Genomic DNA, 25,472 nt, shown 5'->3' with positions numbered 1-25,472 from the left:
CCAACCCGAGCGTACTGGAGACATTCCGGATGGCACCCGTGCCGGTCGTCCATTTCGTCCTGCTGGCCGTGGCCGCGTGGCTCGCAGTCGGCACGCTGGGGCTCGGGGCGCTGCGCCGCACGCGACTGGTTGCCCACGGTCTCTTTCCGCTCGGCGCGCTGGTCGGACTGCTCGTCGGCGCGGCGGGCCTCGCCGGCATCCTTGCCGAACCGTCTGCCGCGGTGCTGCCGATCGGGCTTCCCGGCCTGCCCTTTCATCTGCGTCTCGATCGCCTGTCCGGCTATTTCCTGTTCGTGCTCGGCCTCGTCAGCACGGGGATCGGCGCCTTTTCAGCCGGATATTTCCGCAAGGGCGAAGGATCCGCGCCCGGGCTGATCTGCTTCGAATACCACGTCTGCGTCGCAAGCATCGCGCTGGTGTTGATCGCCGACGACGCCTATGTATTCATGGTCGCCTGGGAGACGCTGACGCTGTCCGCGACGTTTCTCGTCATGACCAACCACCGGATCGGCGAGATCCGCCGGGCCGGTTACCTGTATTTCCTGATCTCGCACGTCGGCGCGCTGGCGCTGCTGCTCTGCTTCGGCATTCTGCAGGCGCGCACCGGCGACTACACCTTCGCCAACCTGCGCGCGCAGTCGCTGGATGCCCTGCCCGCGTCGTTCGCCTTCCTGTTCGCGCTCGTCGGGTTCGGCGCAAAGGCGGGGATCTTCCCGCTGCATGTGTGGCTGCCGGAGGCGCACCCCGCGGCGCCGTCGCCGGTCTCGGCGCTCCTCAGCGGATTCGTGCTGAAAGTCGGCCTGTACGGCCTGCTGCGCGTGCTGTTCGACCTGTTGCACGTGCAGATTGCGTGGTGGGGCGTGCTGCTGCTCATGCTGGGGCTCGGCACCGCGCTGCTCGGCGTGGTGTTCAGCACCATCCAGGTCGACATGAAGCGCCTGCTCGCCTATTCGTCGATCGACAACGTCGGCCTGATGCTCGTCGCGCTCGGTCTCGCGGTGCTGTTTCGCGCGTACGGGATGACGAGCCTGTCCGCGCTCGCGCTGACCGCGATGCTGTACCAGATCGTTGCGCATGCAGCGTTCAAGAGCCTGCTGTTCCTGGGCACGGGCGCCGTGCTCCACGCCACCGGCGAGCGCAACCTCGGCAGGCTCGGCGGACTGATCCGCTTCATGCCGTGGACCGCGTGGGCCGTGCTCGCGGGCGTCGCGGCCAGCGCGGGCCTGCCGCCGCTCAGCGGTTTCGTGGCCGAGTGGCTGCTGCTGCAGGGCTTTCTGTTCGCGCCGCGGTTGCCGGATTCGGTGCTCGCCATGACGGTGCCGATCGCCGCCGCGCTGATCGCGATGTCGGCCGCGCTGGCCGGCTACACGATGGTCAAGTTCTTCGGCATCGTGTTCCTCGGGCAGCCGAGAGAAGCGAAGCTGAACCGCGCCCGCGACGCGAACACGTGGGAACGGCTCGCGTTCTGCTGGTTCGCGGCCGCCAGCGTGCTGCTCGGGCTGATGCCCGCCCAGTTCGTCAAGCTGCTGGATCGCGTCACGCACGCGCTGGTCGGCGCCGGCGTCGGCGCGGACAATCATGGCTGGCTGCTGTTCGCGCCCGTGTCGGCCGCTCGCGCGAGCTACATGCCGGCGGCGTTCATGCTGTTCTTCATCGCCTGCTGCGGGCTCGCGTGGGTGCTGGTGCGGCGTTTCTATCACGGCCGGCTGCGCCGCGCGGCCCCGTGGGGCTGCGGCTTCCCGTTCACGACCGCGCGCATGCAGGATACGGCGGAAGGATTCGGGCAGCCGATCCGCGAAATCTTCGCACCGCTGCTGCACATCGAGCGGCAATTGCCGTCGCCGTTCGACACCCAGCCGGCCTACCGGGTGTCGGTGACCGATCGCACCTGGTCCGCGCTCTACGCGCGCATCGCGGCGCTCACGCAACGCGCCGCCGACTGGGCAGGCCGCCTGCAGACGGGCAAGATCGCGGTTTACCTGACCTACAGTTTCGTCGTGCTGATCGTGCTGCTGATGTTGGTGAGACGATGGTAACCCTGTCCGGCGTCATCTCGCAGACTCTCGAAATCGTGATAGCGATCGCGGCCGCGCCATTGCTCACGGGGTGGGTCAACCAATGCCGCGCCTGGCTTCAGAACCGGCGCGCGCCGTCCATCTGGCAGCCGTACCGGATGCTCCACAAGCTGTTCAACAAGGAATCGGTCATCGCGCACGGCGCGAGCCCCGTGTTCCGCGGCGCGCCCTATGTCGTCTGGGCAGCCATGACGCTCGCGTGCGCAATCGTGCCGACCCTGTCGACCGAGTTGCCGCTGTCGCCCGCCGCCGATGCGATCGCGCTTGTCGGCCTGTTCGCGCTCGCGCGCGTCGCGCTGTCGCTCGCGGCGATGGACGTCGGCACGGCGTTCGGCACGCTCGGCGCGCGCCGCGAAATGCTGATCGGCTTCCTCGCGGAGCCGGCATTGCTGATGGTGCTCCTGTCGGCCTCGCTGATTACGCAGTCGACGCTGCTGACGAGCATCGTCGCGACGCTCGGCCGCGGCGAGCTCACGATCTATCCGAGCCTGGCGTTCGCCGGCATCGCGTTCACGCTGGTCGCGCTGGCCGAAAATGCGCGGCTGCCGGTCGACAATCCGACCACCCACCTCGAGCTCACGATGATCCACGAGGCGCTGATCCTCGAATATTCGGGGCGGCACCTTGCGTTGATGGAATGGGCGGCAAGCCTCAAGCTGTTCGCGTATTCGTGCATCGGTCTCGCGTTGTTCGTGCCCTGGGGCATCGCGAATGCGGGCGATCCGGTCGCGCTGCTGCTGGCGGTGCCGGTGCTCTTCATCAAGCTGACGGCAGGCGGTGTCGCGCTCGCCGTGGTCGAAACGGCCAACGCGAAGATGCGCATCTTCCGGGTACCGGAATTCCTGGCCACGGCCTTCCTGCTGGCCGTGATCGGCATGCTCGTCCACCTGCTGCTGGGGGCATGAATGCACGCCTACGCGACACAACTGATCAACTTCCTCGCGGCCGTGCTGCTGATGCTGTCGTTCGCGATGCTGAGCCAGCGCCGGATCCTGTCACTGATCCATCTCTATACGCTGCAGGGCGTCGCGCTCGTGTCGGCGAACCTGATCCTCGGCTTCGTCACGGCCGACGTGCACCTGTATGTGTCCGCCGGGCTGACGCTCGTGCTGAAGGTCGGCGTGATCCCGTGGTTCCTGTATCGGCTCGTGCGCAGGCTCGACGTCAAGACCGACGTCGAACCGCTCATCAACATCCCGACCACGCTGCTGATCGGCATCGTCCTCGTGATCGTCGCGTTCAACGTCGCCGCGCCGATCAGCCAGCTCGCGACCTCGGTCGCGCGCGGCACGCTCGGCATTGCGCTCGCGTGCGTGCTGCTGTCGTTCATGGCGATGATCACGCGCGCCAAGGCCATTCCACAGGTGATCGGCTTCCTGTCGATGGAAAACGGGCTGTTCTTCGCGGCGGCGGCCGCGACCAACGGCATGCCGATGATCGTCGAGCTCGGCATCGGGCTCGACGTGCTGATCGGCATCCTGATTCTGGGCGTCTTCATGTTCCAGATTCGCGAGCAGTTCGACAGCCTGGACATCCATCACCTCGAGAAACTCAAAGATGAATGACGCCCACGTCGTGCTCGCCGTGCTCGGGCTGCCGCTCGCGGGCGCCGCGTGCCTCGCCTGCGTGCGGCCGAGCCGGGTCGCGCGCCATCTGAACGTCGGCTTCAGCTTCCTGACGTTCGCGGCGACGCTGGTGCTTGCCGCGCGCACCGTCGAGCACGGCCCGTCGTACGCATTCGGACGCGCGTTTTTCGTCGATCCGCTCAATGTCTATCTCGTTGCGCTCACGGCGTTCGTCGGCTGGACGACGTCGCTGTTTTCCCGGCCCTACATGCAGATCGAGGAAGCCCGCGGCCGGATGACGGCCGCGCGGATGCGGCTCTATCACAGCATGTATCAGCTCTTCATGTTCGCGATGCTGCTCGCGCTGCTGACCGACAACGTCGGCGTGCTGTGGGTCGCCATGGAAGCCGCCACGCTTGCCACCGTGTTGCTCGTCAGCGTCTACCGAACCGCCGCGAGCCTCGAAGCCGCATGGAAGTACTTCATCCTGTGCGGCGTGGGCATCGCCCAGGCGCTGTTCGGCACGATCCTGCTGTACCTCGCCGCGAGCCGGCAGCTCACCGACGGCGACGCGCTGCTGTGGACGAGCCTGGCCGCCGTCAGGACGCAGCTCGACCCGACGATCGTGTCGATCGCCTTCGTGTTTCTGCTGGTCGGCTACGGGACCAAGGTCGGCCTCGTGCCGATGCACAGCTGGCTGCCGGACGCGCACGCCGAAGGTCCGACGCCGATTTCGGCGGTGCTGTCCGGCCTGCTGCTGAACGTCGCGCTGTACGCGGTGCTGCGCTGCAAGGTGCTGGCCGACGGCGCGCTCGGCAATGGCCTGCCGGGGCGGCTGCTGGTCGGGTTCGGGCTCGTGTCGGTCCTGATCGCGTCGTTCTCGCTGTTCCGGCAGAAGGACGTGAAGCGCCTGTTCTCGTACTCGTCGATCGAGCATATGGGCTTGATGACGTTCGCATTCGGGCTCGGCGGCCCGATCGCGACGTTCGCCGGGCTGCTGCACATGACGGTCCATTCCCTCGTCAAGTCGGCGATCTTCTTCGCGGTCGGCCACGCCGCGCAGAAGGCCGGCACGCAGGCGATCGACGGCATTCGCGGGCTGCTGCAGGTCAGCCCGACGGTCGGCTGGGCCATGATGCTCGGCACGCTCGCGATTCTCGGCCTGCCGCCGTTCGGCGTGTTCGCGAGCGAATTCCTGATCCTGACGACGGCCATGAACACGCTCCCGTGGACCGCGCCGTTGCTGCTGCTCGGGCTCGCCGTCGCGTTCGCGGCGATCTTCGCGCGCGTGCAGCGGATGGTGTTCGGCGAAACGACGACGGCGACGCCGCTCGAACACCGGCCGGCGCTGCTGCCGGTGTTCGTGCATCTGGGACTCGGCCTGATGCTGGGCCTGTACGTGCCGCCTTACCTGGCCATGTGGTACCGCCAGGCGGCGACGATGCTGGCGGGGTGAACGATGCGACTCGACTTGATTCAGGCGGACGGCTCGACGCGCCTGCGGCACGCGGCAGGCCAGGTTCCGGCTGCCGTGGTTGACGTGGACGAACCGCGCTGGCTCGACATCGCGCATGCCGCGCGGAGCGAACGAAGCCGGCTCGTCGCGATGTGGGGCGGCGAAACGCGCGCGCGCGTATTTTCGGTCAATGCGGCGTACGAATGCGACGACGGCGTCCTGTGGGTGCGTCTCGCGACCGGGCCGGAACCGCGAGCCGACGGCGACTATCCCGATCTTGCGGGCGTGTTTCCCGCCGCGACGCGGATGCAGCGCGCCATTTTCGACCTGACCGGCCTGCGCGCGCGCGATGCGCGCGACACGCGCCCGTGGCTCAATCACGGCAACTGGCCCGACGACTACTTTCCGCTGCAGAAGCAGGCAACCGGCATCGAGCGATTCGAATCGAACGAAGCGGATTATCCGTTCGTGCAGGTTGCCGGCGACGGCGTGCATGAAATCGCGGTCGGGCCGATTCACGCTGGCATCATCGAGCCGGGCCATTTCCGGTTTTCCGTCGTCGGCGAGAAGGTGCTGCGGCTCGAGGAACGGCTCGGCTATGTACATCGCGGCGTCGAGCGGCTGTTCGAACGGACGGCCGCATCGAACGGCCATCGCGTTGCGGGCCGGATCGCCGGCGACTCGACCGTCGCGTTCTCGTGGGCCTATTGCATGGCGCTCGAACAGGCATGCGGCACGGCCGTGCCGGCGCGTGCGCTGGTGCTGCGCGCCCTCCTGCTCGAGCGCGAGCGCATCGCCAATCACCTCGGCGACCTCGGCGCGCTCGGCAACGATGCCGGATTCGCGTTCGGTCTCGCGCAGTTCTCGCGGCTCAAGGAGAACTGGATCAGGACCAACGGCGGCGTCTTCGGGCATCGCTACCTGATGGACCGGATCGTGCCGGGCGGGCTGGCCGTCGACATCGATCCGGAAGACGCGGCGATCCTCACCGAACAGTGCGAACGCATTGCACGCGACGTGCACGTGATGCGCAAGATCTACGAGGACCAGTCCGGGCTGCAGGACCGGTTTCTCGGCACCGGCCGCCTGAATGCCGACGTCGTCGCGCATTTCGGCGTGCGCGGCATGGCCGCCCGCGCCAGCGGCCAGACCTTCGACGTGCGCGCGAACCTGCGGCCGGCCCCGTACCACGACCTGGCCGTCCAGGCGGCCAGCGATGCGCGCGGCGACGTTGCGGCGCGGGTCGCCGTGCGGTTTGCCGAAATCGACGAATCGCTGCGCCTGATGACCGACCTGCTCGCGAATCTTCCGGAGGGGCCGATCGCCGCCGCCGTCATGCCCGCGGCGGCGCCATCCGCGGGCATCGGCTGGGTGGAGGGCTGGCGCGGCGACGTGTTCGTCGCGCTCGAGACGGCATCGGGCGATGCCATCGCGCGCTGCCATTGCCACGATCCGTCCTGGCAGAACTGGCCGGCGCTCGAGCACGCGATCATCGGCAACATCGTTCCCGATTTCCCGCTGATCAACAAGTCGTTCAACCTGAACTACGCGGGGCACGATCTCTGATGTGGCAACTCATCCGTCAATTCGCGCGCACCGACTTTCCCGACGAACCCGTGCCGGCCACCGAAGCCGCGTGGCGACACGAGGCGCAGCAGATTCGTCAGGACATACTCGACCTCCTCGGCCGCGCCTTGTGCATCCGGCAGATCGACGCGGGTTCGTGCAACGGTTGCGAGCTGGAGATCCACGCGCTGAACAACCCGTACTACAACATCGAAGGGCTCGGGATCAAATTCGTCGCCAGCCCGCGCCATGCGGACCTGCTGCTCGTGACCGGCCCCGTCACGCTGAACATGAAGGCCGCCGTGCTTGCCGCGTACGACGCCACGCCGGCGCCGAAACTCGTCGTCGCGGCCGGCGAGTGCGCATGCACGGGCGGCATCTTTGCCGACAGCTATGCGGTGTGCGGCCCCGTTTCGTCGGTCCTGCCCGTCGACGTGACCATCCCCGGATGCCCGCCCCCTCCGGTCGATTTGCTGCGCGGCATCCTGACCGCCTGCCGATCACGCGGAGCCTGAAGCGGATGCCCGCGGCAATCCTTCAGGCGGCCGATGAGGCGCGGATATCCGGATCCATGACGTCGTCTCGTTCGAACGCAAGCCGGCCCCGGCGCACAGCCACCGAACGATCCGCGTGCAAACGGAAACGCGATACTCACGCGCGTCGCGACGCGCGGTATCGGTATCCCTGCAACTTTTATTGAGGCGAAGGAAAACTGTATGACTGAAAAAGGTAAAGACCAGATCGTGCGTGCGTTCCGCGCGGTCTTCCTGGCGTTTCTCGGCGTCAACAAACGAAAGAATCTCGAAGCGGATGCCACGCAACTCAACCCGTTCGCGGTAGTCATTGCCGCGTTCGTTGCGCTTGGCGCATTCATTGCGCTGCTGCTGATCGTCGTTCATCTGGTCGTGGGTTGACGGTTCGCCGCCACGAATGCGCGAGCTCGCCACGGCAACGCACCGGCCAGGTCGCGCGCATGCCCGATCGCTACGGCGTGAAGATCGGCAGGCCCGGTGCGATCGGGTCGCCCGGGTCACCCGGCTCGATCGGCCGGTTCTCCCGTATCGCATCGACGATCCAGGTCATCGGCGCCGACCGCGCCGGTCGACGCACGACCGGATGCCGCACATCACCGCCCGATCGGCAGCCCCGTCGGTTCGATCCACCCGAGCCGGTATGCGATCAGCAGCGACAGGAACAGCGTGATCGACAAGCCGACGCGCGCCGCCAGCGACCACGCCATCCGCTTGCTTCCGCCGCGGTCGTGATTCATGAAATACAACGCGAAAACCAGGCTCCCGATAATCATCACGAAAGCCGCCGAAACCAGCGCAATCTTCATTGTTTGTGTTCCTCCAGACCCGAATCGGTCTTCAGCAGTTCGACCAGCCTTTGCCGCTCGGCAGCGACGTCGGCGACGCCCGACGCCGGCCAGTCCAGCGCCACGCCATTACCCAGCGAATCGCGCACGAGCGTCTGGTAATGGCGGTCGCTGATCCGGCCCTGCTCCATCGCTTCCGATATCTCATGCCGAAACGGTAGCGGAAAGCTCGCGTATCCGCGCGACAGCGCGGCATATTGCCGCGCGTCGATCTCTTTCGACGACGGCACGACGGCCCACACCACGACGGCCACGATGGCTGCAAACGGAATCGCCGTATAGCGGAGAACGAACTTGATCGGGGTCATGAGGCGGATATCGGAGTGGCGTGTAGCGGAGTGGCGTGTAGTAATGGCGAAGCAACGGCCAGGCAGCGCCGCGGTGACGGCCCGCACGGGCCGCATGGAAACGGAAGCGGCCGGCGCCCATCGCGCAAACGCCGGCGCCGCTTGGGCAGCCCGGCTGCCGGCAGCCACGTCCGACATTGTACTTAAAGCCCCATACGGCCAACAGGGTATGATAATCCGGTTATCATGTTTGCCGCGCGATCGACGATCCGTTCTCATCGCGCGAATGCCGGCGTCGCGAGTTCGCTCGCACACCACAATCGCGCATTCAGACAGAGCAGCGAAAACGGATGGATTATAATTTGATTAACATATCGACCGCGCCCGCCTCACGATGGAAACGAAAACCGCCCGCCTGACCGTCCTGATCGACCCCGCGAAGAAAGAAGCGTTCGACCTGCTCTGCGCGGAGCAGGATCTCACGCCGTCGCAAGTCGTGCGTCAGTTGATCCGCGAGTATCTCGACAAACACGGCGTCACGTACAAGACGAAGAGCACGCTCGGCAAGCGGGTGAAGTAAGCCCGACCGAACCCGGCGCCGTCACGCGCAGATCTCCCACCGTGCATGTTCACGCGCGCGCCACACGAGCCGCGCGGGATCGATGCCCTCCCCGGCCTTCATGCGCCGGGCGGTGGACGACAGCTTGAGCGCGCCGGCCGAACCGAACCCGAGCGCGCGTTCGAGCAGGATCCGCAGCGACGGCAACGGGTTGCCGTTCTTCCACGCGAACGCGATGAAGTTGTTGTCGTCGCCGCACGGCACCAGCGCATACGAATCGTCGAACACCGCGCGCAGTTGCTCGAGATGCCGCGGCAACGCCGGATCGTCGTCCATGAAGTTGATCGCGAGCACACCCGTTTCGCTCAGCCGCGCACGGCACGCGTCGAGAAAGGCCACGCCCGTGCAACTGCCCGGCATGCCGTCGGCAACGAACGCGTCGTGCAGGATCACGTCCGCCCGGACCTCGGGCCTTGCCACGTAGTCGGCGCCGTCCGCGCAGACCACCGCGAAGCGCGCGTCGTCCTGCGGAATCCGGAACACGTCGCGCAGCGCGATCACGTCCGGGTTGATCTCGACCGCGTCGATCGCCGTGTCGGGCAGGTGCCGATAGCAGTATTTCGCGAGCGATCCGCCGCCGAGCCCGATCATGCAGATGCGCGCCGGCACCGGCTGCAGCAGCAGGAAACCCATCATCACGCGCGTATAACCGAGTTCGAGCCTGACCGGATCCTGCAGCGACATGAAGCTCTGCGTGCCGAAGTGGTCGAAGTGCAGCGACACCGCGTGCTTCGTCTCGAGCACGAACGGCCGGCCGTCGTTCAACGGCATCGCCAGGAACTGCAGGAATGCGTCATAGGACGCTCGATCCTCGCTCATGCTCGGCAGGCCCGGTTGATCGGAGCGTCGGTCGCGCCGCGTGCGGTCATACCTTCTTCAGGTAGCAGGCCTTCAGCATGAAGCCGCCCATGTCGGTCTTGCAATCGACTTCGTGATCGCCTCCGACGAGACGGATGCTCTTCACCTTGGTGCCCATCTTCAGCGTGATCGACGAGCCCTTCACGCGCAAATCCTTGATCAGCACGACGGAATCGCCGTCCGACAGCACGTTGCCGTTCGCGTCCTTGACGACGTCGCCCGCCGGTTCGTCGCCCGCTTCGGCGCCGGCGCCGGCCGACCATTCATGGCCGCAGTCCGCGCACACGTAAAGCGTGCCGTCCGGGTAGGTGTTTTCCATCGCGCATTGCGGGCAGGCGGGGGCGGCGTTCATTGCAGCTTCCATTCGGTGGGGGTTCAGGTCAATCGAAAAAAAATACCGGGCACGCAAGCACGTGGCCCGGACCGCGCGCGCACCGCTGCGATCCACGGATCGGCAGGGCAGCGCAACGCGCACACGACATTATAATGCAATACACATAATCCAGTTGTCGTATTATAATCGTCAGCTTTCGATCATTCGCCGGACTTGATGGCGGTTTCGCTGAGGATGTCGACATGTTCGAGATGAATGCCGCACCGGCACCCGATGCACGGCGCGCGGCGCCCCGTCGGGAAGCCGCGCGCCGCGCGTTCCCGCCGTGTTGCCGGCCGGCCATTGCACGCCGTTCCGGCGATTTTCCCCGAGGCTGATCCGCACGTGGCAACCGTCGTCTACGTTGAAATCGGCCCCGCATGGAACCGCGGCCGTGCGGCCGCGTCCCGCGACGCGATCGTCGCGGCGGCGCACCGCTTCCAAAGCGAGATCCTGCTGCTCGCCAACGGGCTCAGCGGCAGCGCGAAGGACGCAACGGCCATCGCGGCGCTGCAGATGCATGGCGGCACGTCGGCGCAGATGCTTGCCACCGGCCCCGACGAGGAAGCCGCGCTCCAGGCGCTGCTGCCGTTGCTGCAGGCGGGCTGACGCCGCCGCGCGCCGCGTCGCCCGATCCCACGGCCTCGTGCCGTTCACCCTGAATCACCCGTCCCCTGAGGAAGCGATGAACGACAACGTCACGTCCAATACCCCCAACCTGTCCGCGTCCGCGCTCTGGGCGCTCGAGCGCCTCGCCGACGTGCGCTACGGCCGCGATGCGCCGGCGCTCGGCTGGTCGGTCGAGCAGGAACTCGTCGGCGCGGGCTTCGTCAGCCATGCCGCGCATGGCCGTTCCGGAGCATCGATCACCGCGCACGGCCGCAACTTCCTGAAAAGCCGGAAGTAGGAAACAGGAAACGGCCGGCACGGGCGCGCCGCCGCCACACGGCCGCCATCCCGTGCCGGCCCCGTCGGGCGACGGCTATTCCGGCGACGCGATTCGCATGCCCCGCTGCCGGCGGGGATTTGCGGCCGCGCCGCGGTTTCCGCGGTATCGTACGGGACCCCAGCGCGGCGCACCGTGCCGCCTTCGCCTTCCTTTCCTCATGGAACGCCCGATGACCTCCCGCGCCCTGCCGCCCGTCACGTCCCCACCGGTTCTCGACACGCCCCGCCTGGTCCTCGAAGGCCATCCGCTCGGCGACTTCGACGCGCTCGCCGCGATGTGGACCGAGCCGACCGTCGTCGAGCACATCTTCAACGGCAAGCCGTCGGCGCCGCGCGACTCGTGGATGCGGCTGCTCGCGTATCGCGGGCTGTGGCCGCTGCTCGGCTACGGCTACTGGGCGATCCGCGAGAAGGCAACGGGCCGCTATGTCGGCGATCTCGGCTTCGCCGACTTCCACCGCGCGGTCGAGCCGCCGATTCGCGGCGTGCCGGAAGCCGGCTGGGCGCTCGCGAGCTGGGCGCACGGCAAGGGCTATGCGACCGAGGCGCTGGCGCATGCGCTCGGCTGGCTCGATGCGCAGAACCGGTTCGAACGCAGCGTGTGCCTGATCACACCGACCAACGTCGCGTCGATCCGCGTCGCGCAGAAGGCCGGGTATGCCGATCCGGTGCGGATCCGCTTCAACGACGCCGATTCGCTGCTGTTTTCGCGCGCGTGCCGCTAGGCACGATGCCGCTGTCGCCGCCGACGACGGAACGCGCAACGATCGCGAGCCAGCACAACCCTTGCATGCCACGGGTCGGTGCGCCTGCCGCCGTCACGTGTCCGCCGGCTTGTCGCTGAGCGCGGACGACGCCGGATTCTCCGGCTCGCGCGCGAGGCCTTGCGCGAACACCTTCAACCCTTCGAGCAGCGGCGTCAGCGCATCCCACAGCGCTTCGTCGTGCAACAGCCGGTACGCGCCGCGCACGCCGGGCGCGACGTGCTCGTGCTCGGCCGGCTGCCACGCGCCGATGTGATGCAGCGCGTCGGCGGCCGCGAACACGGCCTTGCCGAACTGCTCGGGCGGAATGCGCGACAGCGCCGTCAGGAGTGCCGCGAGGTTCTGCATGCCGCTTTGCATGCCGGGCTTGTCGAACGCGCCGACGAACGTCTCGGCCATCTGCGCATTCGCGCTGACGACCTCGTTCGCGAAGCGCAGGAAGCCGTGCCGATGGAGGCTGCCGAGCAGGCTTTCGAGCGCGTGGTGCGCGTCGGGCTCCGGTGCCGGGGGCGTCGTGGCGGGATAGGGACGATCGGTCATCAGCGGTTCTCCGGATGAGGCGCGGCGTGACGGACGTTGCGGCCGCCACGCGTGCGCCGGATTCGTGTCGTGCTTCGTTCACCGCGCCCGCCGGCGCGCAGCCGATGCCGCCGTCAGTGCGTCGGGCCGCCGGGCGGCGCCTTGTATTCGCTGCGTGCGCCCATCGCGTCCTCGACGGTCTGCACGCCGCGCAGCGCGGCCACGCCGTCGACGACGGCATGCCGTTCCGCTTCTTCCACCTGCCCGCTCAGGCGCACGTGCCCGTGCTCGACGGTCACGTCGACGTCGCGCGGACGCCCGACCAGATGGCCCAGCGCGGCACGCACGCGTTCGGTGACCAGTGCGTCGTCCGCGTCGCCGGCGAGCCAGTCGGCGCGCAGCCCCGCGATCGCGCCGCGCGCATGGTCGGCCGCGCGCTTCGCCTGCGTATTCGCGTAGTCGACCACGCCGTGGCGGCCCGCGGCGGCCTTGTCGCGCACGTACGCGCGCCGCCGCCGGCCCGACGCCGGATCGAGGAAATACATCGCCGCCGCGCCGCACGCGACGGCCACCGCGAGATTCAACAACGGGTTGTTCGAGCGTGTTCTGGAAGTCATGGGAGCACCGTGGTCGATACCCGGGACAGCCGGGCTTCGCCGACACGTGCAGCATGTGCCGTTCCTCGCCGCAACGCCGCCGCCGCGGCTGCGTTGCGCGCACGCCGGTGCGGCATCCGGGCCGCGTGGCTTACTCTGCGACGGGGCGATCGAAATGACAAGCGCTTGAAAATTCCGCGACCGGCGAGCACCGTCGGCCATGGACGGTGCCGGGCGCGAAAACCGCGGCATGCGTCGTTGACGCGCGTCGAATGGCGCGGTACACGAGCCGGCCGCGGCCTGCGAGCCGGTTCATGCGTGAGCGTCCGGCAACGTGCGTTGCCGCCGCGCGCGCGTATCCGTGCCGCGGGCGGGTATGCGACTGACCGTTAGTTGCAATTGCAGGATCACCCGCCTGGGTGCTGGCCGCGGGCATGCGGCATCCGCCGTCGGTCATGCCCCCGCCCCCTGCTCGGATGCGGCCCGCCGCGACACGACCGACCGCGCCCGCTCAACCGCGTGATGGCCGGCGCTCACGGCGTCGCGCCGTGCATCTTCTGCCAGCGCTCCATCAACGCGATCTCGTCGCGCTGCGCGGCGACGATGCGGCTCGCGAGCTGCCGCAGCGTCGGGTCCTTGCCGTACTTCAGCTCGACCCGTGCCATGTCGATCGCACCCTGGTGATGCGGCGCCATCTGCGACACGAAATCGCGATCGGCGTCGCCGGAATAACGCGCGCCCTCCATCGCATCCATCATCCTGCGGTCGGCGCGCTTGTACGCCTGGGTCGAGGTGTCGGGAACGGTCACGGTGTCGGGCGGGCGCAATTGGCCCCCGGCCGGCGATACGGCTGCCGCGGCGGCGACCAGCAGTGCGCAGGCGGCGCAGTGCCGGGCCGCGCGCACCGGGCGGCGGGTGAATGCATCCATGTCACGGCTCCTCGGGAATTGAACGGTCGGTTGCCTGCTCTTCGCGTGCAACGCTTGCCTGCAACGCCCGTACCCGACGCAGCCGGCACGCCCGCACGGCACGCGCATTGCGCGACGCACCGGCAACGCCGCGCACGGCGATCGCCCGCGCCCGGCGCACCGGCTCATCCCGAACCAAGGAGAAACGGCATGGCGACAGTGGCGGATTTCATCGTCGAACGGCTGTATGACTGGGGCGTGCGCCGCATCTACGGCTACCCGGGCGACGGCATCAACGGCTTCTTCGGCGCGCTCGGCCGGGCCGAGGACAAGATCGCCTTCGTGCAGGCGCGCCACGAGGAGATGGCCGCCTTCATGGCGTCCGCGCATGCAAAATTTACAGGCGAGCTCGGCGTGTGCGTCGCGACCTCGGGCCCCGGCGCGACGCACCTCGTGACCGGCCTGTACGACGCGCGGCTCGACCACATGCCGGTGCTCGCGATCGTCGGCCAGCAGGCGCGCGCGGCGCTCGGCGGCCACTACCAGCAGGAAGTCGACCTGCCGGCGCTGTTCAAGGACGTTGCGGGCGCATTCGTCCAGCTTGCCGTCGTGCCGGGCCAGGTGCGCCACCTGGTCGACCGCGCGGTGCGCATCGCGCTCGGTGCGCGCACGGTCACCGCGCTGGTGCTGCCGAACGACCTCCAGTCGCTCGACTACGCGCCGCCGAAGCGCGCGCACGGCACCGTGCATTCGGGGATCGGCTACACGCCGCCGAAGGTGGTGCCCTATCCCGACGACCTGCAGCGCGCGGCCGACGTGCTCAATGCCGGCAAGCGGGTCGCGATGCTGGTCGGCGCGGGCGCGCTGCGTGCGACCGACGAGGTGATCGCGGTGGCCGACCGCCTCGGCGCGGGCGCGGCGAAGGCGCTGCTCGGCAAGGCGGCGCTACCCGACGACCTGCCGTGGGTGACCGGCGCGATCGGGCTGCTCGGCACCCGGCCGAGCTACGAGCTGATGAGCGAATGCGACACGCTGCTCGTCGTGGGCTCCGGTTTCCCTTATTCGGAATTCCTGCCGAAGGAAGGCGAGGCACGCGGCGTGCAGATCGACCTGAAGGCCGACATGCTGAGCCTGCGCTACCCGATGGAGGTCAACCTCGTCGGCGACAGCGCCGAGACGTTGCGCGCGCTGCTGCCCCTGCTGAAGGAACGGGACGACACCGGCTGGCGCGACCGGATCGCGAAATGGAATGCGGACTGGCGCGACACGCTCGCGGCACGCGCGGCCGCGCAGGCGAGCCCCGGTCGCGGCGTGAATCCGCAACGCGCGTTCACCGAACTGTCGCCACGGCTGCCCGGCGACGTGATCCTGACGAGCGATTCGGGCTCCTGCGCAAACTGGTATGCGCGCGACCTGATGATGCGGCGCGGGATGATGGGCTCGCTGTCCGGCGGCCTCGCGTCGATGGGCGCCGCCGTGCCGTATGCGATCGCCGCCAAGTTCGCGCACCCGGCGCGCCCCGTGATCGCGATGGTCGGCGACGGCGCGATGCAGATGAACAACATGGCCGAGCTGATCACCGTCGCGAAGTACTGGCGGCAATGGCCCGATCCGCGCTGGATCTGCATGGTGCTGAACAACGAGGACCTGAACCAGGTCACGTGGGAGCAGCGCGTGATGGAAGGCGACCCGAAGTTCGACGCATCGCAGCAGATCCCGGATGTGCCGTACTACCGCTTCGCGACGCTGCTCGGGTTGAAGGGCATCTACGTCGACGACCCGGAGCAGCTCGGCGCCGCGTGGGACGAGGCGCTCGCGTCCGACCGTCCGGTCGTGCTCGAGGTCAAGAGCGATCCGGAAGTGCCGCCGCTGCCGCCGCACGTGACGCTGCAGCAGGCGAAGCACTTCGCGCAAACGCTGGTGAAGGGCGACGCGCGCGAGGCGAACGTGATCGTCGAGACCGCGCGGCAGGTTCTGTCGGCCGTGTTGCCGGGCAACGGCGAACACGGTGGCAAGGGCGGGACAAGCCGGTCGTAGCGCATCACGGGCGGGACGGCGCGGTACGCGTGTCGTGCCGCCCCGTCGCGTGCGGCGCGGCGCAGCGCGGTGGGTCAGCCGATGTCGACGTCGCCGCCGCCATCCTGCAGCGCGAGCGCCGCGTTGACCAGGCCGACCTGCGCAAGCGCGAACGGGAAATTCCCGCACATGCGCCGCGCCTTCACGTCGTACTCCTCGGCCAGCAGACCGACGTCGTTGCGCAGGCCCAGCAGCCGCTCGAACAGCGCGTGCGCGTCGGCGTCGCGTCCCTGCATCCGGTACACCTGCACCAGCCAGAAGCCGGCCGCGACGAACGCCCCCTCGTTGCCCTCGCAACCATCGTCGAAGCGCGGCGGGCGATAACGGAACGGCAGGCCGTCCTCGACCAGCTCGCGCTCGATCGCGGCGACCGTCGCCGCGACGCGCGGGTCGGACGCGTCGAGCATCCCCGTCAGCGGAATCAGCAGCAGGCTCACGTCGAGCCCGTCACCGTCGTAGCGGTCGACGAAGCGGCCGAGTTTCGCGTGGTAGCCGCGCGCGAGGACGTCCGCATGCACGGTATCGGCCCAGCGCCGCCACGCGTCGAGCGGCGCGTGATGATCGAACGCGTGCGCGGAGCGGCACGCGCTTTCGACGGCCGCCCATACCATCACCTTCGACGACGTGAACGGGTGCCGGCCGCTGCGCACTTCCCAGATCCCTTCGTCCGGCTCGCGCCAGATCGTCGCGAGATGCTCGAGCAGTCGCCGCTCGAGCATCCATGCGTCGTCGTCGGGCGGCAGCCCGTGCCGGCGCGCCTGGTACAGCGCGGCCAGCACTTCGCCGTACACGTCGAGCTGCAGTTGTTCGGCCGCCGCGTTGCCGAAGCGCACCGGCCGCGCGCCTTCGTAACCGGCCAGGTGCGCGGCTTCCCATTCATCCGCCCGCCGGCCGCCGTCGGCCGCGTACAGCACCTGCAATTGCGCCGGATGATCGGCGATCGCGCGCACCAGCCAGTCGCGCCAGCGCGCCGCCTCGTCGCGGTAGCCGCAGCGCACCAGCGCGCGCAGCGTGAAGCTCGCGTCGCGCAGCCAGCAGTACCGGTAGTCCCAGTTGCGCATGCCGCCGAAGGATTCGGGCAGCGAGCTCGTCGGCGCCGCGACGATGCCGCCCGTGCGCACGCTCGACAGCAGCTTCACCGTGATCAGCGCGCGCTCGATCGCGTCGCGATACGGGCCTTGCGCCGTATTGCACATCGACCAGGCGCGCCACGACGCGAGCGTGTCGCGCAGCGACGCGTACGCATCCGGCAAGGGCGGCGGCCGGTCATATGAACGCGCATAGCTGATGCAGAAATCCGCGCGCTCGCCCGCGGCGATCCGCTGCGTGCCGACGAGCCGGTCGTCCCGCACGTCGAGGTGCGCGTCGGTATCGAGCCACATCGCGTCGCCGCCCGTCATCATTCGCCAGCGCCGGCCGAGCCGCCGGCACCACGGCAACGCGTGGCCATAGTCGAAGCGCACGCCGAGATCGACGTCGAGTTCGACCGTGCCGCGCTCGCAGCGCACGCTGCGGATCAGGCACGGGTCGGGCGCCGCCCAGTTCATCCAGTCGATCACGACGACGCAGCCGGACGACGTCTCGAACGTCGTTTCGAGCACCGCGCTGCCGGGCAGGTAGCGGCGTGTCGCGCGGGCTCCCGGCTCGCGCGGCCCGATGCGGAAGCGGCCGTTGTCCGGCGTGCCGACGAGTGCGGCAAAGCATGGCGGCGAGTCGAAGTCCGGCCAGCACAGCCAGTCGATGCTGCCGTCGAGTGCGACGAGCGCGGCACTGCGGCCGTCGCCGATCAGCGCGTAGTCCTCGATTAGCATTGCGCTCACCGGTTCAGCTTGCGCGCGGCGGCGTTGCCGACGTCGACGGCGATCGGCAGCGCCTCGACGCCATGCGCGCGCACTTCGCACGCGATGTCGTGCAGCGCGCGCGGATCGCGGGCAGGCAGCGCGACCTTGGCAGCGCGTCGCGCGAACGCATGAGTGGCGGCCCGGCCGCCCCCGGCACTCGCACTCGTGATCGCGACGGTCCTCACGGTCGATTCCTCCTGTTTGTTCGCGGTGGCCGGCACGCCGCCGAGACATTCCCGGAGTTGCCGGCCGTAACACGATCGGCGTAGCAAACTGCGTGCCGGATATCGCACGAGCCGCGGCACCCTGCCCCCGAACGATGAACCGTCGCCCGATTTACAAGCCGGCTGTAACGCGCTGCACGTTGCGTGCACAACGCCGGGCGCCTCGCCTACGCGCCGGACGCGCACGGAACTTGCTCCGCCGCGAACGGTTTGTCGTCACGCCGCCGGATCCGGCAAGGAGTCGCCGTTGCTCGTCCCGCCGTTCATGAATGCGTGCCGTATTGCCGATACCGCCGATATCGCCGGCATCGCCGCGGCCGCGTGCATCGTCGCGCCGCGGGCAGCACGTGCGGCCGGCGCTTCTGCGTCACCCGCCGGCCAGCTGCCGCTCGCGTACGTCGCGCATGCTGCCGGCCCCGCTGCAGATCCGGTGCTCGTGCTCGGCTGGGCCTTGCTCGCGCTGTGCACGTTCGTCTGCGCGACGATCGCGGTGCTGCTGCTGATCGCGATGTTTCGCCGCCGCGCTCAGGCGGGCGGCGGTCACGGCAGCGGGCTCGCGATCGTGACGGTCGGCTCCGCGATCTCGGTCGTCCTACTGTTCGGTGCGCTGGTCTACATGCTGCGCGTGCTCGGCGCGGTCGCGGCGCCGCCGCGTCCGCCCACGCTCACGATCGTCGTGACCGCGCGCGACTGGTGGTGGGCCGTGCGCTATCCGGACGACGCGGGCGGCGCCGCGTTCGTCACCGCGAACGAGATCCACATCCCGGTCGGCGAACCCGTCGCGGTCGAACTGAAGAGTGCAGACGTGATCCATGCGTTCTGGGTCCCGCAACTGGCCGGCAAGACGCAGACGATCCCGGGCCAGACGAATCACCAGTGGCTGCAGGCCGACCGGCCGGGCGTCTATCGCGGACAGTGCTCGCAATACTGCGGCGCGCAGCACGCGCACATGGCGTTCGAGGTCGTGGCCGAACCGCCCGATGCGTTTCGCGCGTGGCTCGCCGCGCAGCGGCGGCCGGCGCCTGCCCCGGCGGCCGGCGCCGAGCAGCGCGGCCGACATCTGTTCGACGCGCGCTGCGCGGGGTGCCACACGGTGCGCGGCAGCGGCGCGGCCGGCGACGCGGGCCCCGACCTGTCGCATCTCGGGTCGCGCCGGCTGCTCGCGGCCGGCACGCTCGACAACACGCCCGACAACCTGCGGCGCTGGCTCGCGCAAGCGCAGCAGATCAAGCCGCAGACGCTGATGCCGTCGTTCGCGCTCGCGCCGCGCGACGCCGACGATCTCGCCGCGTATCTCGCGACGCTGCACTGAACGGAGGATGACGATGGCCGTTGCCCGCGACCCGCCCGCCCCGCTCAGCCGCGTGCCGGACCTCGGCGAAGCGCCGCCCGGCTCCGCGCACGAGCGCGAACTGGCCGGCCTGTGGGAATCGGAACCCGGCTGGCGCGGCTGGCTCGGCACGGTCGACCACAAGCGCATCGGGCTGCGCTACATCGTCACCGCGTTCGCATTCCTGCTGCTCGGCGGCGTCGAGGCGCTCGTGATGCGCATCCAGCTCGCGCGGCCGGATGCGACGGTGCTCACGCCCGCGCAGTACGACGCGCTGTTCACGATGCACGGCGTCACGATGATCTTCCTGTACGCGCTGCCGGTACTGTCCGGCTTCGCGAACTACCTGTGGCCGCTGATGCTCGGCTCGCGCGACATGGCGTTCCCGCGCCTGAACGCATTCTCGTACTGGGCGTTCCTGTTCGCCGGGCTGTTCCTGTATGCGAGCTTCCCGCTCGGCGCGGTGCCGGACGGCGGCTGGTTCAATTACGTGCCGCTCACGTCGCTCGACTACAGCGCCGGCGCGAACATCGACATCTATGCGCTCGGCATGATCCTGCTCGGCATCTCGACGACCGGCGGCGCCGCGAACTTCGTCGTCACGCTGCTGCGGATGCGCGCGCACGGGATGTCGATCGACCGGCTGCCGATCATCGTGTGGGGCACGCTCACCGCATCGGTCGCGAACCTCGTCGCGGTGCCGTCCGTGAGCCTCGCGTTCCTGCTGCTGTGGCTCGACCGCAATGCCGGCATGCACTTCTTCGACGTCGCGAACGGCGGGCGGCCGCTGTTGTGGCAGCACCTGTTCTGGATGTTCGCGCACCCGTGGGTGTACGTGGTCGTGCTGCCCGCGATGGGGATCGTGTCGGACGCGCTGCCGACCTTCTGCCGCCGGCCGCTCGTCGCCTACGAGGCCGTCGCGGTATCGACGGTGGCGACGATGCTGATCGGCTTCGAGGTGTGGGTCCACCACATGTTCGCGACCGGCATCGCGCCGCTCGCGCTCGCGTTCTTCGGCGCGGCGAGCATGCTGATCTCGATCCCGAGCGCGGTCGCGGTGTTCGCATGGCTCGCGACGATCTGGACCGGCCGCCCGGTGTTCCGCACGCCGTTCCTGTATTTCGCGGGCTTCGTGCTGATGTTCGTGATCGGCGGCGTGTCCGGCGTGATGACGGCCGCGGTGCCGCTCGACTGGCAGCTGACCGACACGTATTTCGTCGTCGCGCACCTGCATTACGTGCTGCTCGGCATCAACGTGTTCCCGGTGCTCGGCGGGCTCACGTACTGGTTCCCGAAATTCACCGGGCGGATGATGAACGAGCGCTTCGGATGCCTGACGTTCTGGGTCGTGCTGGCCGGCTTCAACCTCGGCTTCTTCCCGATGCACGTCTCCGGGCTGCTCGGGATGCCGCGCCGCATCTATACCTATCCGTCCGGAATGGGCTGGGACACGTCGAACCTGCTGACGACGATCGGCTCGTTCGTGTTCGGCATCGGGATCGTGATGTTCATCGTCAACGCGCTGGTCAGCGCGCGGCGCGGCGCGCGCGCCGGCGGGAATCCGTGGGGCGCGGCCGGGCTCGAATGGTCGGTCGCGTCGCCCGCGCCCGTGTACAACTTCGCGGTGCTGCCGCTCGTGGCGTCGCGGCACCCGCTGTGGGAAACGCGCGACGACGCGAAGCGCACCAGCGTGCAGGTCGGCTACCGGCTCGCGGACGGGCGCGAGGCGCTCGCCGTCACGCCGCTCGCGGCGACGCCGAGCGCGATCCTGAAGATGCCCGAGGACAGCAGCGTGCCGTTCGTGCTCGCGCTGCTCGCGACCGCGGTGTGCGCCGCGCTGCTGGCGCGCTCGCCGACGCTCGTGTGCGCGGCCGTCGCCGGCTGCGCGATCGGGACCGCCGTGTGGCTGTGGCCGCGCCGCACGCTCGGGCAGCGTGCGCGCCTGCCGGCCCGCGATACCACGCAGGCGCCGTCGGCGGCCGCCGGGCTGGATCCGGAACGGCCGCCGTCGGCCGCGGTGCCGCCCGGCGCGCCGGCCGCGTGCGTCGAGCCGTTGCCGGTCGGCAGTTACGGCGAACGCGCGGGCGGCTGGTGGGGCGTCATCACGCTGATCGTGACCGAGGCCGGACTGTTCGGCTATCTGCTGTTCTGCTATTTCTACCTGCAGTCGCAAGCGGCCGCGCCGTGGCCGCCCGAAGGGATGCCGAAGCTCGGGCTCGCGGCCGGCAACACGGTCGTGCTGCTGTCGAGCAGCGGGTTCGTGTGGCTCGCCGAGCGCGCGGTGCGAGCCGGCAGGCAAACCCGCGCGGTGGCCGCGCTCGCCGTCGCGCTGGCGCTCGGCGTCGCGTTCGCGCTCGTGCAACTGCACGAGTGGCGCGACCATCCGTACGGCCCGACCGCGCATCTGTACGGCAGCTTGTACTTCACGATCACCGGCTTCCACCTCGCACACGTGGTGGCCGGCCTCGTGATCCTCGCGCTGCTCGCCGGGTGGACCGCCGCCGGCTTCTTCGGCCGCGAGCGACGCGTCGCGCTGACGGTCGGCGGGCTCTACTGGCACTTCGTCGACATCGTGTGGCTGTTCATCTTCACCGCGCTATACGTGTCGCCGTACTGGCTCAGGAGCCCGGGATGAACGGCGCGCGACGCTCGCGGACGCCCTTGCTCGCGATCGCGGCCGGCCTGGTCGGCGCGCCCGCGCTGTGGTTCGCGCAGATGCTCGCGTCCGAAACGCTCGCGTCGACCGCCTGCTATCCGCTCGGCGTCGCGCAGGCGGTGCCGCGCTGGGCGCACGTCGGCGTGTGGCTCGCGCTGATCGCCGCGTGCGCGTTCGCGCTGGCGGCCGTCTTCGCCACGTGGCTCGTACGCACCTGGCAACGCCGGCATGACGCCGATGTGGAGGCCGCGACGCGCGACGACAGCACGCGATTCCTCGCGCGCTGCGGGATGCTCGCCGCGCTCGGGTTCGTGATCGGTCTCGTGTTCACGGGGATCGTCACCGCTTTCCTGGGGCCGTGCAGTCCATGGCGCTGATCTCGTTCGCTGCGCTCGCTTCGATCGTTTCGCGCCCGGCGCGTCTCGTTCCGGGGCGCGGCGTCGGCGTCGCGCTCGCCGCGTGCGCCGCGCTCGCCGCATGCGACATGCAGCGCGACGACCACGCGATGTCCGCCGGCGATACGGCCGACGCCGCGTCGGGGGCCGAAGCAGCCGAGCCCGCATCGGGCTGGCGGTTCGTGAAGATTCGCGCGGCAGCCGATGCCGGGGCATCGATGTCGGCGCGGGTGGAAAGCGACCGGCGGCTGTCGCAGTCGCGCGATGCGACGGCGTCGGATTCGGCAGCGTCGAGGGCGTCCGCCACGCCGCGCGACGCAGCGTCCGCGGCGGCCGCCGCCCGTCGCCCGGTCGTCGCCGCCGCCGCCGCGAGCGCCGATGCCGCCACCATCGCGCGCGGCCGCTATCTCGCGTTCGCCGGCGACTGCGCGGCCTGCCACGACGCGGCCGACCACACGCCGTACGCGGGCGGCCAGCCGGTGAATTCCCCGTTCGGACCGATCTATGCGCCGAACATCACGCCGGACACGGCGCACGGCATCGGCGACTACACGCTGCGGCAGTTCGACGACGCGTTGCGGCGCGGCGTGCGCGCGGACGGCAGCCGGCTCTATCCGGCGATGCCGTACCCGTCGTTCGCGCGCATGACCGACGATGACGTGCGCGCGCTGTATGCGTATTTCATGCGCGGCGTGGCGCCATCCGCGAACGCTGCGAAGCTCACGCAACTGCCATTTCCGTTCAACCAGCGCTGGGCGCTCGCGCTGTGGAGCCTCGCGTTCGCGAACCGCGACCGTTTCGCGCCGCGGCCGTCGCAATCGTCGGAATGGAATCGCGGCGCGTATCTCGTGCAGGGGCTCGGCCACTGCGGCGCATGCCATACGCCGCGCGGCCCGGCCTACAACGAGCGCGGCTACGACGAACGCAGTCCCGCGTTCCTGACGGGCGGCATCAACGATCACTGGTTCGCGCCGAACCTGACCGGCGCGGATGCGGACGGCCTCGGGCGCTGGACCACCGACGACCTCGCCGCGTTCCTGCGCAGCGGCCACGCGGTGCGCGGCGCCGTGTTCGGCGCGATGGCGCCGGTCGTCGGCGAGAGCACCGCGCGGCTGACGGATGCGGACCGCCACGCGATCGCCGTGTACTTGAAGTCGTTGCCCGCGCAACCGACCGCCGCGACGAATCCGCTCGGCGTCGGCGTCCCGCGGCTGACGGCCGCCGGGCCGCGGCCGGAAGGCGGCCAGCAGGCGCCGGGAGCCGGCGTATATGCAGGATTCTGTGCGCGTTGCCACGGCGCCGACGGCGCGGGCGTGCCCGGGCGCGGGCCGCCGCTCGCCGGCAATTCCGCGGTGCTCGCGGCCGACCCGACCAGCGCGATCCGGATCGTCGTCGAAGGCGCACGGCCGGCGCCCGGCACGCACGGGCCCGTGCAGCGGATGCCGGCGATGCGCGGCGCGCTGACCAGCAGCGAGATCGCCGCGGTGGTCAGCTATGTGCGCGGCGCGTGGGGCAATCGCGCCGCACCGGTGTCGGAGCAGGATGTGAGACGGTTGCGGGCGGCGATCCACCGCTGAACCCCGGTCGCGATCGACATGTATGACTAATCGAACCGTACGAACCGGACCGGCCGGTTCACGCGCTCAGTGCGGCATCGCCGGCGCCGCTTCGACGTCGGACCGGCCCGGGCGCAGGCAGAGCGTGGCAAGCGCGGCGCCCGCGAGCGGCACGGCCAGCGCGAGGAAGAATCCGGACGGCCCGCCCCACGCCAGGAACGTGCCGCCGACGGCCGAGCCGGCGATCGCGCCCGCGCGGCCCATCCCGATCGCCCAGCCGGTCGCGGTCGCGCGCAGCGCGGTCGGATACGCGCCGACGATCAGGTAGTTCAGCGCGATCTGCTGCCCGCCGATGCCGAACCCGGCCGCGCCGACGAGCGCGAACACCAGCGCCCAGTTCGTGCCGGCGTAGCCGAGGGCGAGCGCGATCGCGATGCCGGACGCGAACATCGCGCCGAGCAGGTTGCGCGTATTCACGCGCGGCAGCACGATCGACAGCGGGATCGCGCAGACGATGAACACCGCATTGACGATCACGGTGCCGACCGGCGCCTGCTGTGCGGTCAGGCCGGCCGCCTTCAGCACCGTCGGCAGCCACGACAGCAGCATGAACCATGCGATCCAGTTCAGCAGGTAGATCGCCCAGATGCCGAGCGTGTTGCCCGCGTGGCCGTCGCGGAACAGCGCGGCGACGCTCGCTTTCGTCGTCGCCTCTTCGGGCACGGACAGGCGCGCGTCGGACGGCAGCGCCTGCGCGACGATCTTCGACAGCGTCGCCCGCACCCGCTGCTGCGCGCGTGCGTCGTCACGCGACGCCAGATAAAACAGCGACTCCGGCAGCAGCAGCGCGACGAGGCCGAGCACCGCGAGCGGCGCCGCGCCGCCCACGACGAAGATTCCCGGCCAGCCGATCACCGGCAGCATGCGCGCGGCGAGCAGCCCGCCGAGCATCGCGCCGGCGGGCAGGCCGAGCAGCACGCCCGTCATCACCGCGCCGCGCAGCCGGGCCGGACAGTATTCGGCCCCGAGCGCGAGCAGCACCGGCGTGCAGCCGCCCATCCCGAGCCCCGCGACGAAGCGCAGCGCAAGGATGTGGCGTGGGTCGCCGGCCCATGCGGTCGCGAGCGTCGCACTGCCGAACAGCGCGAGGCCGATCATGATCGCCGGCCGGCGGCCGATGCGGTCGCCGACGAGGCCGAGCGTCATCGCGCCGATCGTCATGCCGACGATCCCGGCGGTCAGGATCGGGGCGAGCGCGCCCGCCGGCAGCCGGAACGACGCGAGGATCGCCGGGCCGGTAAACGCGATCGCCTGCGTGTCGAAGCCGTCGAGCAGCGCGATCAGCACGCACAGCGCGAGTACGCGAATCTGCAACGCGCCGAGCGGCGCGTCGTCGATCAGCGCGGGAATCGAGCGAACGGAAGCAGCAGTCATGAAAGCGTCTCCAGGATCGCCCCGTCGTTGCGGGGCGATCCGTTTATC

Annotated in this window: 26 protein-coding genes; 16 read left to right on the top strand and 10 right to left on the bottom strand. The window is 69.5% G+C overall.

Annotated elements, in window-relative coordinates; genetic code table 11:
* Positions 1-29: 29 nt before the first annotated feature.
* The 7 genes from hyfB (at position 30) to DID98_RS04840 (ending at position 7,576) form a co-directional block, all read left to right on the top strand.
* On the top strand, positions 30-2,036 hold the full coding sequence (hyfB, locus tag DID98_RS04870; RefSeq protein ID WP_124570345.1) for a hydrogenase 4 subunit B: 2,007 nt from the start codon (positions 30-32) through the stop codon (positions 2,034-2,036).
* On the top strand, positions 2,030-2,980 hold the full coding sequence (locus DID98_RS04865; RefSeq protein WP_044843455.1) for a respiratory chain complex I subunit 1 family protein: 951 nt from the start codon (positions 2,030-2,032) through the stop codon (positions 2,978-2,980). The genes hyfB and DID98_RS04865 overlap by 7 nt, the downstream gene beginning before the upstream one ends.
* Entirely contained in the window at positions 2,981-3,640 is a 660-nt protein-coding gene (locus tag DID98_RS04860) for a formate hydrogenlyase (protein ID WP_044843454.1), read from the top strand.
* The gene (locus tag DID98_RS04855) at positions 3,633-5,096 is read left to right on the top strand and encodes a hydrogenase 4 subunit F (protein WP_124570344.1); all 1,464 of its coding nucleotides are present in this window, start codon (positions 3,633-3,635) and stop codon (positions 5,094-5,096) included. The genes DID98_RS04860 and DID98_RS04855 overlap by 8 nt, the downstream gene beginning before the upstream one ends.
* 3 nt (positions 5,097-5,099) lie before the next feature.
* Complete coding sequence (locus DID98_RS04850) at positions 5,100-6,662, top strand: NADH-quinone oxidoreductase subunit C (RefSeq protein ID WP_124570343.1); 1,563 nt, start codon at positions 5,100-5,102, stop codon at positions 6,660-6,662.
* Positions 6,662-7,177, top strand: coding sequence for an NADH-quinone oxidoreductase subunit B family protein (locus tag DID98_RS04845; RefSeq protein ID WP_044843451.1), 516 nt, complete (start codon positions 6,662-6,664; stop codon positions 7,175-7,177). The genes DID98_RS04850 and DID98_RS04845 overlap by 1 nt, the downstream gene beginning before the upstream one ends.
* A gap of 201 nt (positions 7,178-7,378) precedes the next feature.
* Positions 7,379-7,576 carry a DUF2970 domain-containing protein gene (locus DID98_RS04840; RefSeq protein ID WP_044843450.1) on the top strand — a complete coding sequence of 66 codons (198 nt, stop codon included), beginning with the start codon at positions 7,379-7,381 and terminating at the stop codon, positions 7,574-7,576.
* A 212-nt stretch (positions 7,577-7,788) separates the two neighbouring features.
* On the opposite strand, the gene DID98_RS04835 is transcribed toward DID98_RS04840, so the two are convergent.
* On the bottom strand, positions 7,789-8,001 hold the full coding sequence (locus tag DID98_RS04835) for a DUF2909 domain-containing protein (RefSeq protein ID WP_044843449.1): 213 nt from the start codon (positions 7,999-8,001) through the stop codon (positions 7,789-7,791).
* Positions 7,998-8,348: a hypothetical protein gene (locus DID98_RS04830; RefSeq protein WP_124570342.1), complete on the bottom strand. Its 351-nt coding sequence runs from the start codon at positions 8,346-8,348 to the stop codon at positions 7,998-8,000. The genes DID98_RS04835 and DID98_RS04830 overlap by 4 nt, the downstream gene beginning before the upstream one ends.
* Before the next feature lie 373 nt (positions 8,349-8,721).
* On the opposite strand from DID98_RS04830, the gene DID98_RS04825 reads away from it, so the two are divergent.
* Positions 8,722-8,907 carry a ribbon-helix-helix protein, CopG family gene (locus DID98_RS04825; RefSeq protein WP_044843447.1) on the top strand — a complete coding sequence of 62 codons (186 nt, stop codon included), beginning with the start codon at positions 8,722-8,724 and terminating at the stop codon, positions 8,905-8,907.
* A gap of 21 nt (positions 8,908-8,928) precedes the next feature.
* Here the strand turns inward: DID98_RS04825 and DID98_RS04820 are convergent, their stop codons facing one another.
* Together DID98_RS04820 and DID98_RS04815 are read right to left on the bottom strand one after the other, a co-directional pair.
* Positions 8,929-9,765 carry a spermidine synthase gene (locus DID98_RS04820; RefSeq protein ID WP_124528647.1) on the bottom strand — a complete coding sequence of 279 codons (837 nt, stop codon included), beginning with the start codon at positions 9,763-9,765 and terminating at the stop codon, positions 8,929-8,931.
* A gap of 46 nt (positions 9,766-9,811) precedes the next feature.
* Complete coding sequence (locus tag DID98_RS04815) at positions 9,812-10,156, bottom strand: zinc ribbon domain-containing protein YjdM (RefSeq protein ID WP_044843445.1); 345 nt, start codon at positions 10,154-10,156, stop codon at positions 9,812-9,814.
* Between the two features lie 237 nt (positions 10,157-10,393).
* Between DID98_RS04815 and DID98_RS04810 the strand changes: the two genes are divergently transcribed.
* The 3 genes from DID98_RS04810 (at position 10,394) to DID98_RS04800 (ending at position 11,850) form a co-directional block, all read left to right on the top strand.
* Positions 10,394-10,786 carry an HPr family phosphocarrier protein gene (locus DID98_RS04810; protein ID WP_260428041.1) on the top strand — a complete coding sequence of 131 codons (393 nt, stop codon included), beginning with the start codon at positions 10,394-10,396 and terminating at the stop codon, positions 10,784-10,786.
* A gap of 76 nt (positions 10,787-10,862) precedes the next feature.
* Positions 10,863-11,084 carry a hypothetical protein gene (locus tag DID98_RS04805; protein ID WP_044843444.1) on the top strand — a complete coding sequence of 74 codons (222 nt, stop codon included), beginning with the start codon at positions 10,863-10,865 and terminating at the stop codon, positions 11,082-11,084.
* Positions 11,085-11,295: 211 nt separating this feature from the next.
* On the top strand, positions 11,296-11,850 hold the full coding sequence (locus tag DID98_RS04800; RefSeq protein ID WP_260428040.1) for a GNAT family N-acetyltransferase: 555 nt from the start codon (positions 11,296-11,298) through the stop codon (positions 11,848-11,850).
* Positions 11,851-11,943: 93 nt separating this feature from the next.
* On the opposite strand, the gene DID98_RS04795 is transcribed toward DID98_RS04800, so the two are convergent.
* The 3 genes from DID98_RS04795 to DID98_RS04785 form a co-directional block, all read right to left on the bottom strand.
* Positions 11,944-12,429, bottom strand: a complete 486-nt coding sequence (locus DID98_RS04795) for a DUF1641 domain-containing protein (protein ID WP_124570340.1) — start codon at positions 12,427-12,429, stop codon at positions 11,944-11,946.
* Between the two features lie 113 nt (positions 12,430-12,542).
* Entirely contained in the window at positions 12,543-13,025 is a 483-nt protein-coding gene (locus DID98_RS04790; RefSeq protein ID WP_044843441.1) for a BON domain-containing protein, read from the bottom strand.
* A 512-nt stretch (positions 13,026-13,537) separates the two neighbouring features.
* A complete protein-coding gene (locus DID98_RS04785) occupies positions 13,538-13,933 on the bottom strand; it encodes a DUF305 domain-containing protein (protein ID WP_044843440.1) in 396 nt (131 codons plus the stop codon).
* 189 nt (positions 13,934-14,122) lie between these two features.
* Here DID98_RS04785 and DID98_RS04780 point away from each other — a divergent pair, with 189 nt between their 5' ends.
* Entirely contained in the window at positions 14,123-15,949 is a 1,827-nt protein-coding gene (locus tag DID98_RS04780) for a thiamine pyrophosphate-requiring protein (protein ID WP_124570339.1), read from the top strand.
* A 74-nt stretch (positions 15,950-16,023) separates the two neighbouring features.
* On the opposite strand, the gene DID98_RS04775 is transcribed toward DID98_RS04780, so the two are convergent.
* Complete coding sequence (locus tag DID98_RS04775) at positions 16,024-17,799, bottom strand: glycoside hydrolase family 15 protein (protein ID WP_124570338.1); 1,776 nt, start codon at positions 17,797-17,799, stop codon at positions 16,024-16,026.
* Positions 17,800-17,804: 5 nt separating this feature from the next.
* Entirely contained in the window at positions 17,805-18,014 is a 210-nt protein-coding gene (locus tag DID98_RS04770; protein ID WP_260428039.1) for an SDR family NAD(P)-dependent oxidoreductase, read from the bottom strand.
* Between the two features lie 286 nt (positions 18,015-18,300).
* Here DID98_RS04770 and coxB point away from each other — a divergent pair, with 286 nt between their 5' ends.
* Genes coxB through DID98_RS04750 form a run of 4 tightly spaced genes read left to right on the top strand, consistent with a single transcriptional unit; the run spans position 18,301 to position 24,011 of the window.
* Positions 18,301-19,365, top strand: a complete 1,065-nt coding sequence (coxB, locus tag DID98_RS04765) for a cytochrome c oxidase subunit II (protein WP_409362331.1) — start codon at positions 18,301-18,303, stop codon at positions 19,363-19,365.
* 13 nt (positions 19,366-19,378) lie between these two features.
* Positions 19,379-22,018, top strand: coding sequence for a cytochrome c oxidase subunit I (ctaD, locus tag DID98_RS04760; protein ID WP_124570337.1), 2,640 nt, complete (start codon positions 19,379-19,381; stop codon positions 22,016-22,018).
* Positions 22,015-22,416 carry a cytochrome C oxidase subunit I gene (locus tag DID98_RS04755; RefSeq protein WP_124570336.1) on the top strand — a complete coding sequence of 134 codons (402 nt, stop codon included), beginning with the start codon at positions 22,015-22,017 and terminating at the stop codon, positions 22,414-22,416. The genes ctaD and DID98_RS04755 overlap by 4 nt, the downstream gene beginning before the upstream one ends.
* Positions 22,407-24,011, top strand: a complete 1,605-nt coding sequence (locus DID98_RS04750; RefSeq protein WP_124570335.1) for a cytochrome c — start codon at positions 22,407-22,409, stop codon at positions 24,009-24,011. The genes DID98_RS04755 and DID98_RS04750 overlap by 10 nt, the downstream gene beginning before the upstream one ends.
* Positions 24,012-24,077: 66 nt before the next feature.
* On the opposite strand, the gene DID98_RS04745 is transcribed toward DID98_RS04750, so the two are convergent.
* Positions 24,078-25,424 (bottom strand): MFS transporter, encoded by a 1,347-nt coding sequence (locus DID98_RS04745; RefSeq protein WP_124570334.1) that lies wholly within the window; start codon positions 25,422-25,424, stop codon positions 24,078-24,080.
* Between the last annotated feature and the right edge of the window lie 48 nt (positions 25,425-25,472).

This window comes from Burkholderia sp. Bp8984, assembly GCF_003853755.1.
Classification (GTDB): Bacteria; Pseudomonadota; Gammaproteobacteria; order Burkholderiales; family Burkholderiaceae; genus Burkholderia.
Note: the sequence above shows the minus strand (reverse complement) of the source record. Positions and strands in the feature narration are given on the sequence as shown.

Bases quoted from the DNA above. Each gene is read 5' to 3' on its own strand.
- hyfB (WP_124570345.1), top strand. From the start codon at position 30: ATGGCACCCGTGCCGGTCGTCCATTTCGTCCTGCTGGCCGTGGCCGCG.
- DID98_RS04865 (WP_044843455.1), top strand. From the start codon at position 2,030: ATGGTAACCCTGTCCGGCGTCATCTCGCAGACTCTCGAAATCGTGATA.
- DID98_RS04860 (WP_044843454.1), top strand. From the start codon at position 2,981: ATGCACGCCTACGCGACACAACTGATCAACTTCCTCGCGGCCGTGCTG.
- DID98_RS04855 (WP_124570344.1), top strand. From the start codon at position 3,633: ATGAATGACGCCCACGTCGTGCTCGCCGTGCTCGGGCTGCCGCTCGCG.
- DID98_RS04850 (WP_124570343.1), top strand. From the start codon at position 5,100: ATGCGACTCGACTTGATTCAGGCGGACGGCTCGACGCGCCTGCGGCAC.
- DID98_RS04845 (WP_044843451.1), top strand. From the start codon at position 6,662: ATGTGGCAACTCATCCGTCAATTCGCGCGCACCGACTTTCCCGACGAA.
- DID98_RS04840 (WP_044843450.1), top strand. From the start codon at position 7,379: ATGACTGAAAAAGGTAAAGACCAGATCGTGCGTGCGTTCCGCGCGGTC.
- DID98_RS04835 (WP_044843449.1), bottom strand. From the start codon at position 8,001: ATGAAGATTGCGCTGGTTTCGGCGGCTTTCGTGATGATTATCGGGAGC.
- DID98_RS04830 (WP_124570342.1), bottom strand. From the start codon at position 8,348: ATGACCCCGATCAAGTTCGTTCTCCGCTATACGGCGATTCCGTTTGCA.
- DID98_RS04825 (WP_044843447.1), top strand. From the start codon at position 8,722: ATGGAAACGAAAACCGCCCGCCTGACCGTCCTGATCGACCCCGCGAAG.
- DID98_RS04820 (WP_124528647.1), bottom strand. From the start codon at position 9,765: ATGAGCGAGGATCGAGCGTCCTATGACGCATTCCTGCAGTTCCTGGCG.
- DID98_RS04815 (WP_044843445.1), bottom strand. From the start codon at position 10,156: ATGAACGCCGCCCCCGCCTGCCCGCAATGCGCGATGGAAAACACCTAC.
- DID98_RS04810 (WP_260428041.1), top strand. From the start codon at position 10,394: ATGCCGCACCGGCACCCGATGCACGGCGCGCGGCGCCCCGTCGGGAAG.
- DID98_RS04805 (WP_044843444.1), top strand. From the start codon at position 10,863: ATGAACGACAACGTCACGTCCAATACCCCCAACCTGTCCGCGTCCGCG.
- DID98_RS04800 (WP_260428040.1), top strand. From the start codon at position 11,296: ATGACCTCCCGCGCCCTGCCGCCCGTCACGTCCCCACCGGTTCTCGAC.
- DID98_RS04795 (WP_124570340.1), bottom strand. From the start codon at position 12,429: ATGACCGATCGTCCCTATCCCGCCACGACGCCCCCGGCACCGGAGCCC.
- DID98_RS04790 (WP_044843441.1), bottom strand. From the start codon at position 13,025: ATGACTTCCAGAACACGCTCGAACAACCCGTTGTTGAATCTCGCGGTG.
- DID98_RS04785 (WP_044843440.1), bottom strand. From the start codon at position 13,933: ATGGATGCATTCACCCGCCGCCCGGTGCGCGCGGCCCGGCACTGCGCC.
- DID98_RS04780 (WP_124570339.1), top strand. From the start codon at position 14,123: ATGGCGACAGTGGCGGATTTCATCGTCGAACGGCTGTATGACTGGGGC.
- DID98_RS04775 (WP_124570338.1), bottom strand. From the start codon at position 17,799: ATGCTAATCGAGGACTACGCGCTGATCGGCGACGGCCGCAGTGCCGCG.
- ctaD (WP_124570337.1), top strand. From the start codon at position 19,379: ATGGCCGTTGCCCGCGACCCGCCCGCCCCGCTCAGCCGCGTGCCGGAC.
- DID98_RS04755 (WP_124570336.1), top strand. From the start codon at position 22,015: ATGAACGGCGCGCGACGCTCGCGGACGCCCTTGCTCGCGATCGCGGCC.
- DID98_RS04750 (WP_124570335.1), top strand. From the start codon at position 22,407: ATGGCGCTGATCTCGTTCGCTGCGCTCGCTTCGATCGTTTCGCGCCCG.
- DID98_RS04745 (WP_124570334.1), bottom strand. From the start codon at position 25,424: ATGACTGCTGCTTCCGTTCGCTCGATTCCCGCGCTGATCGACGACGCG.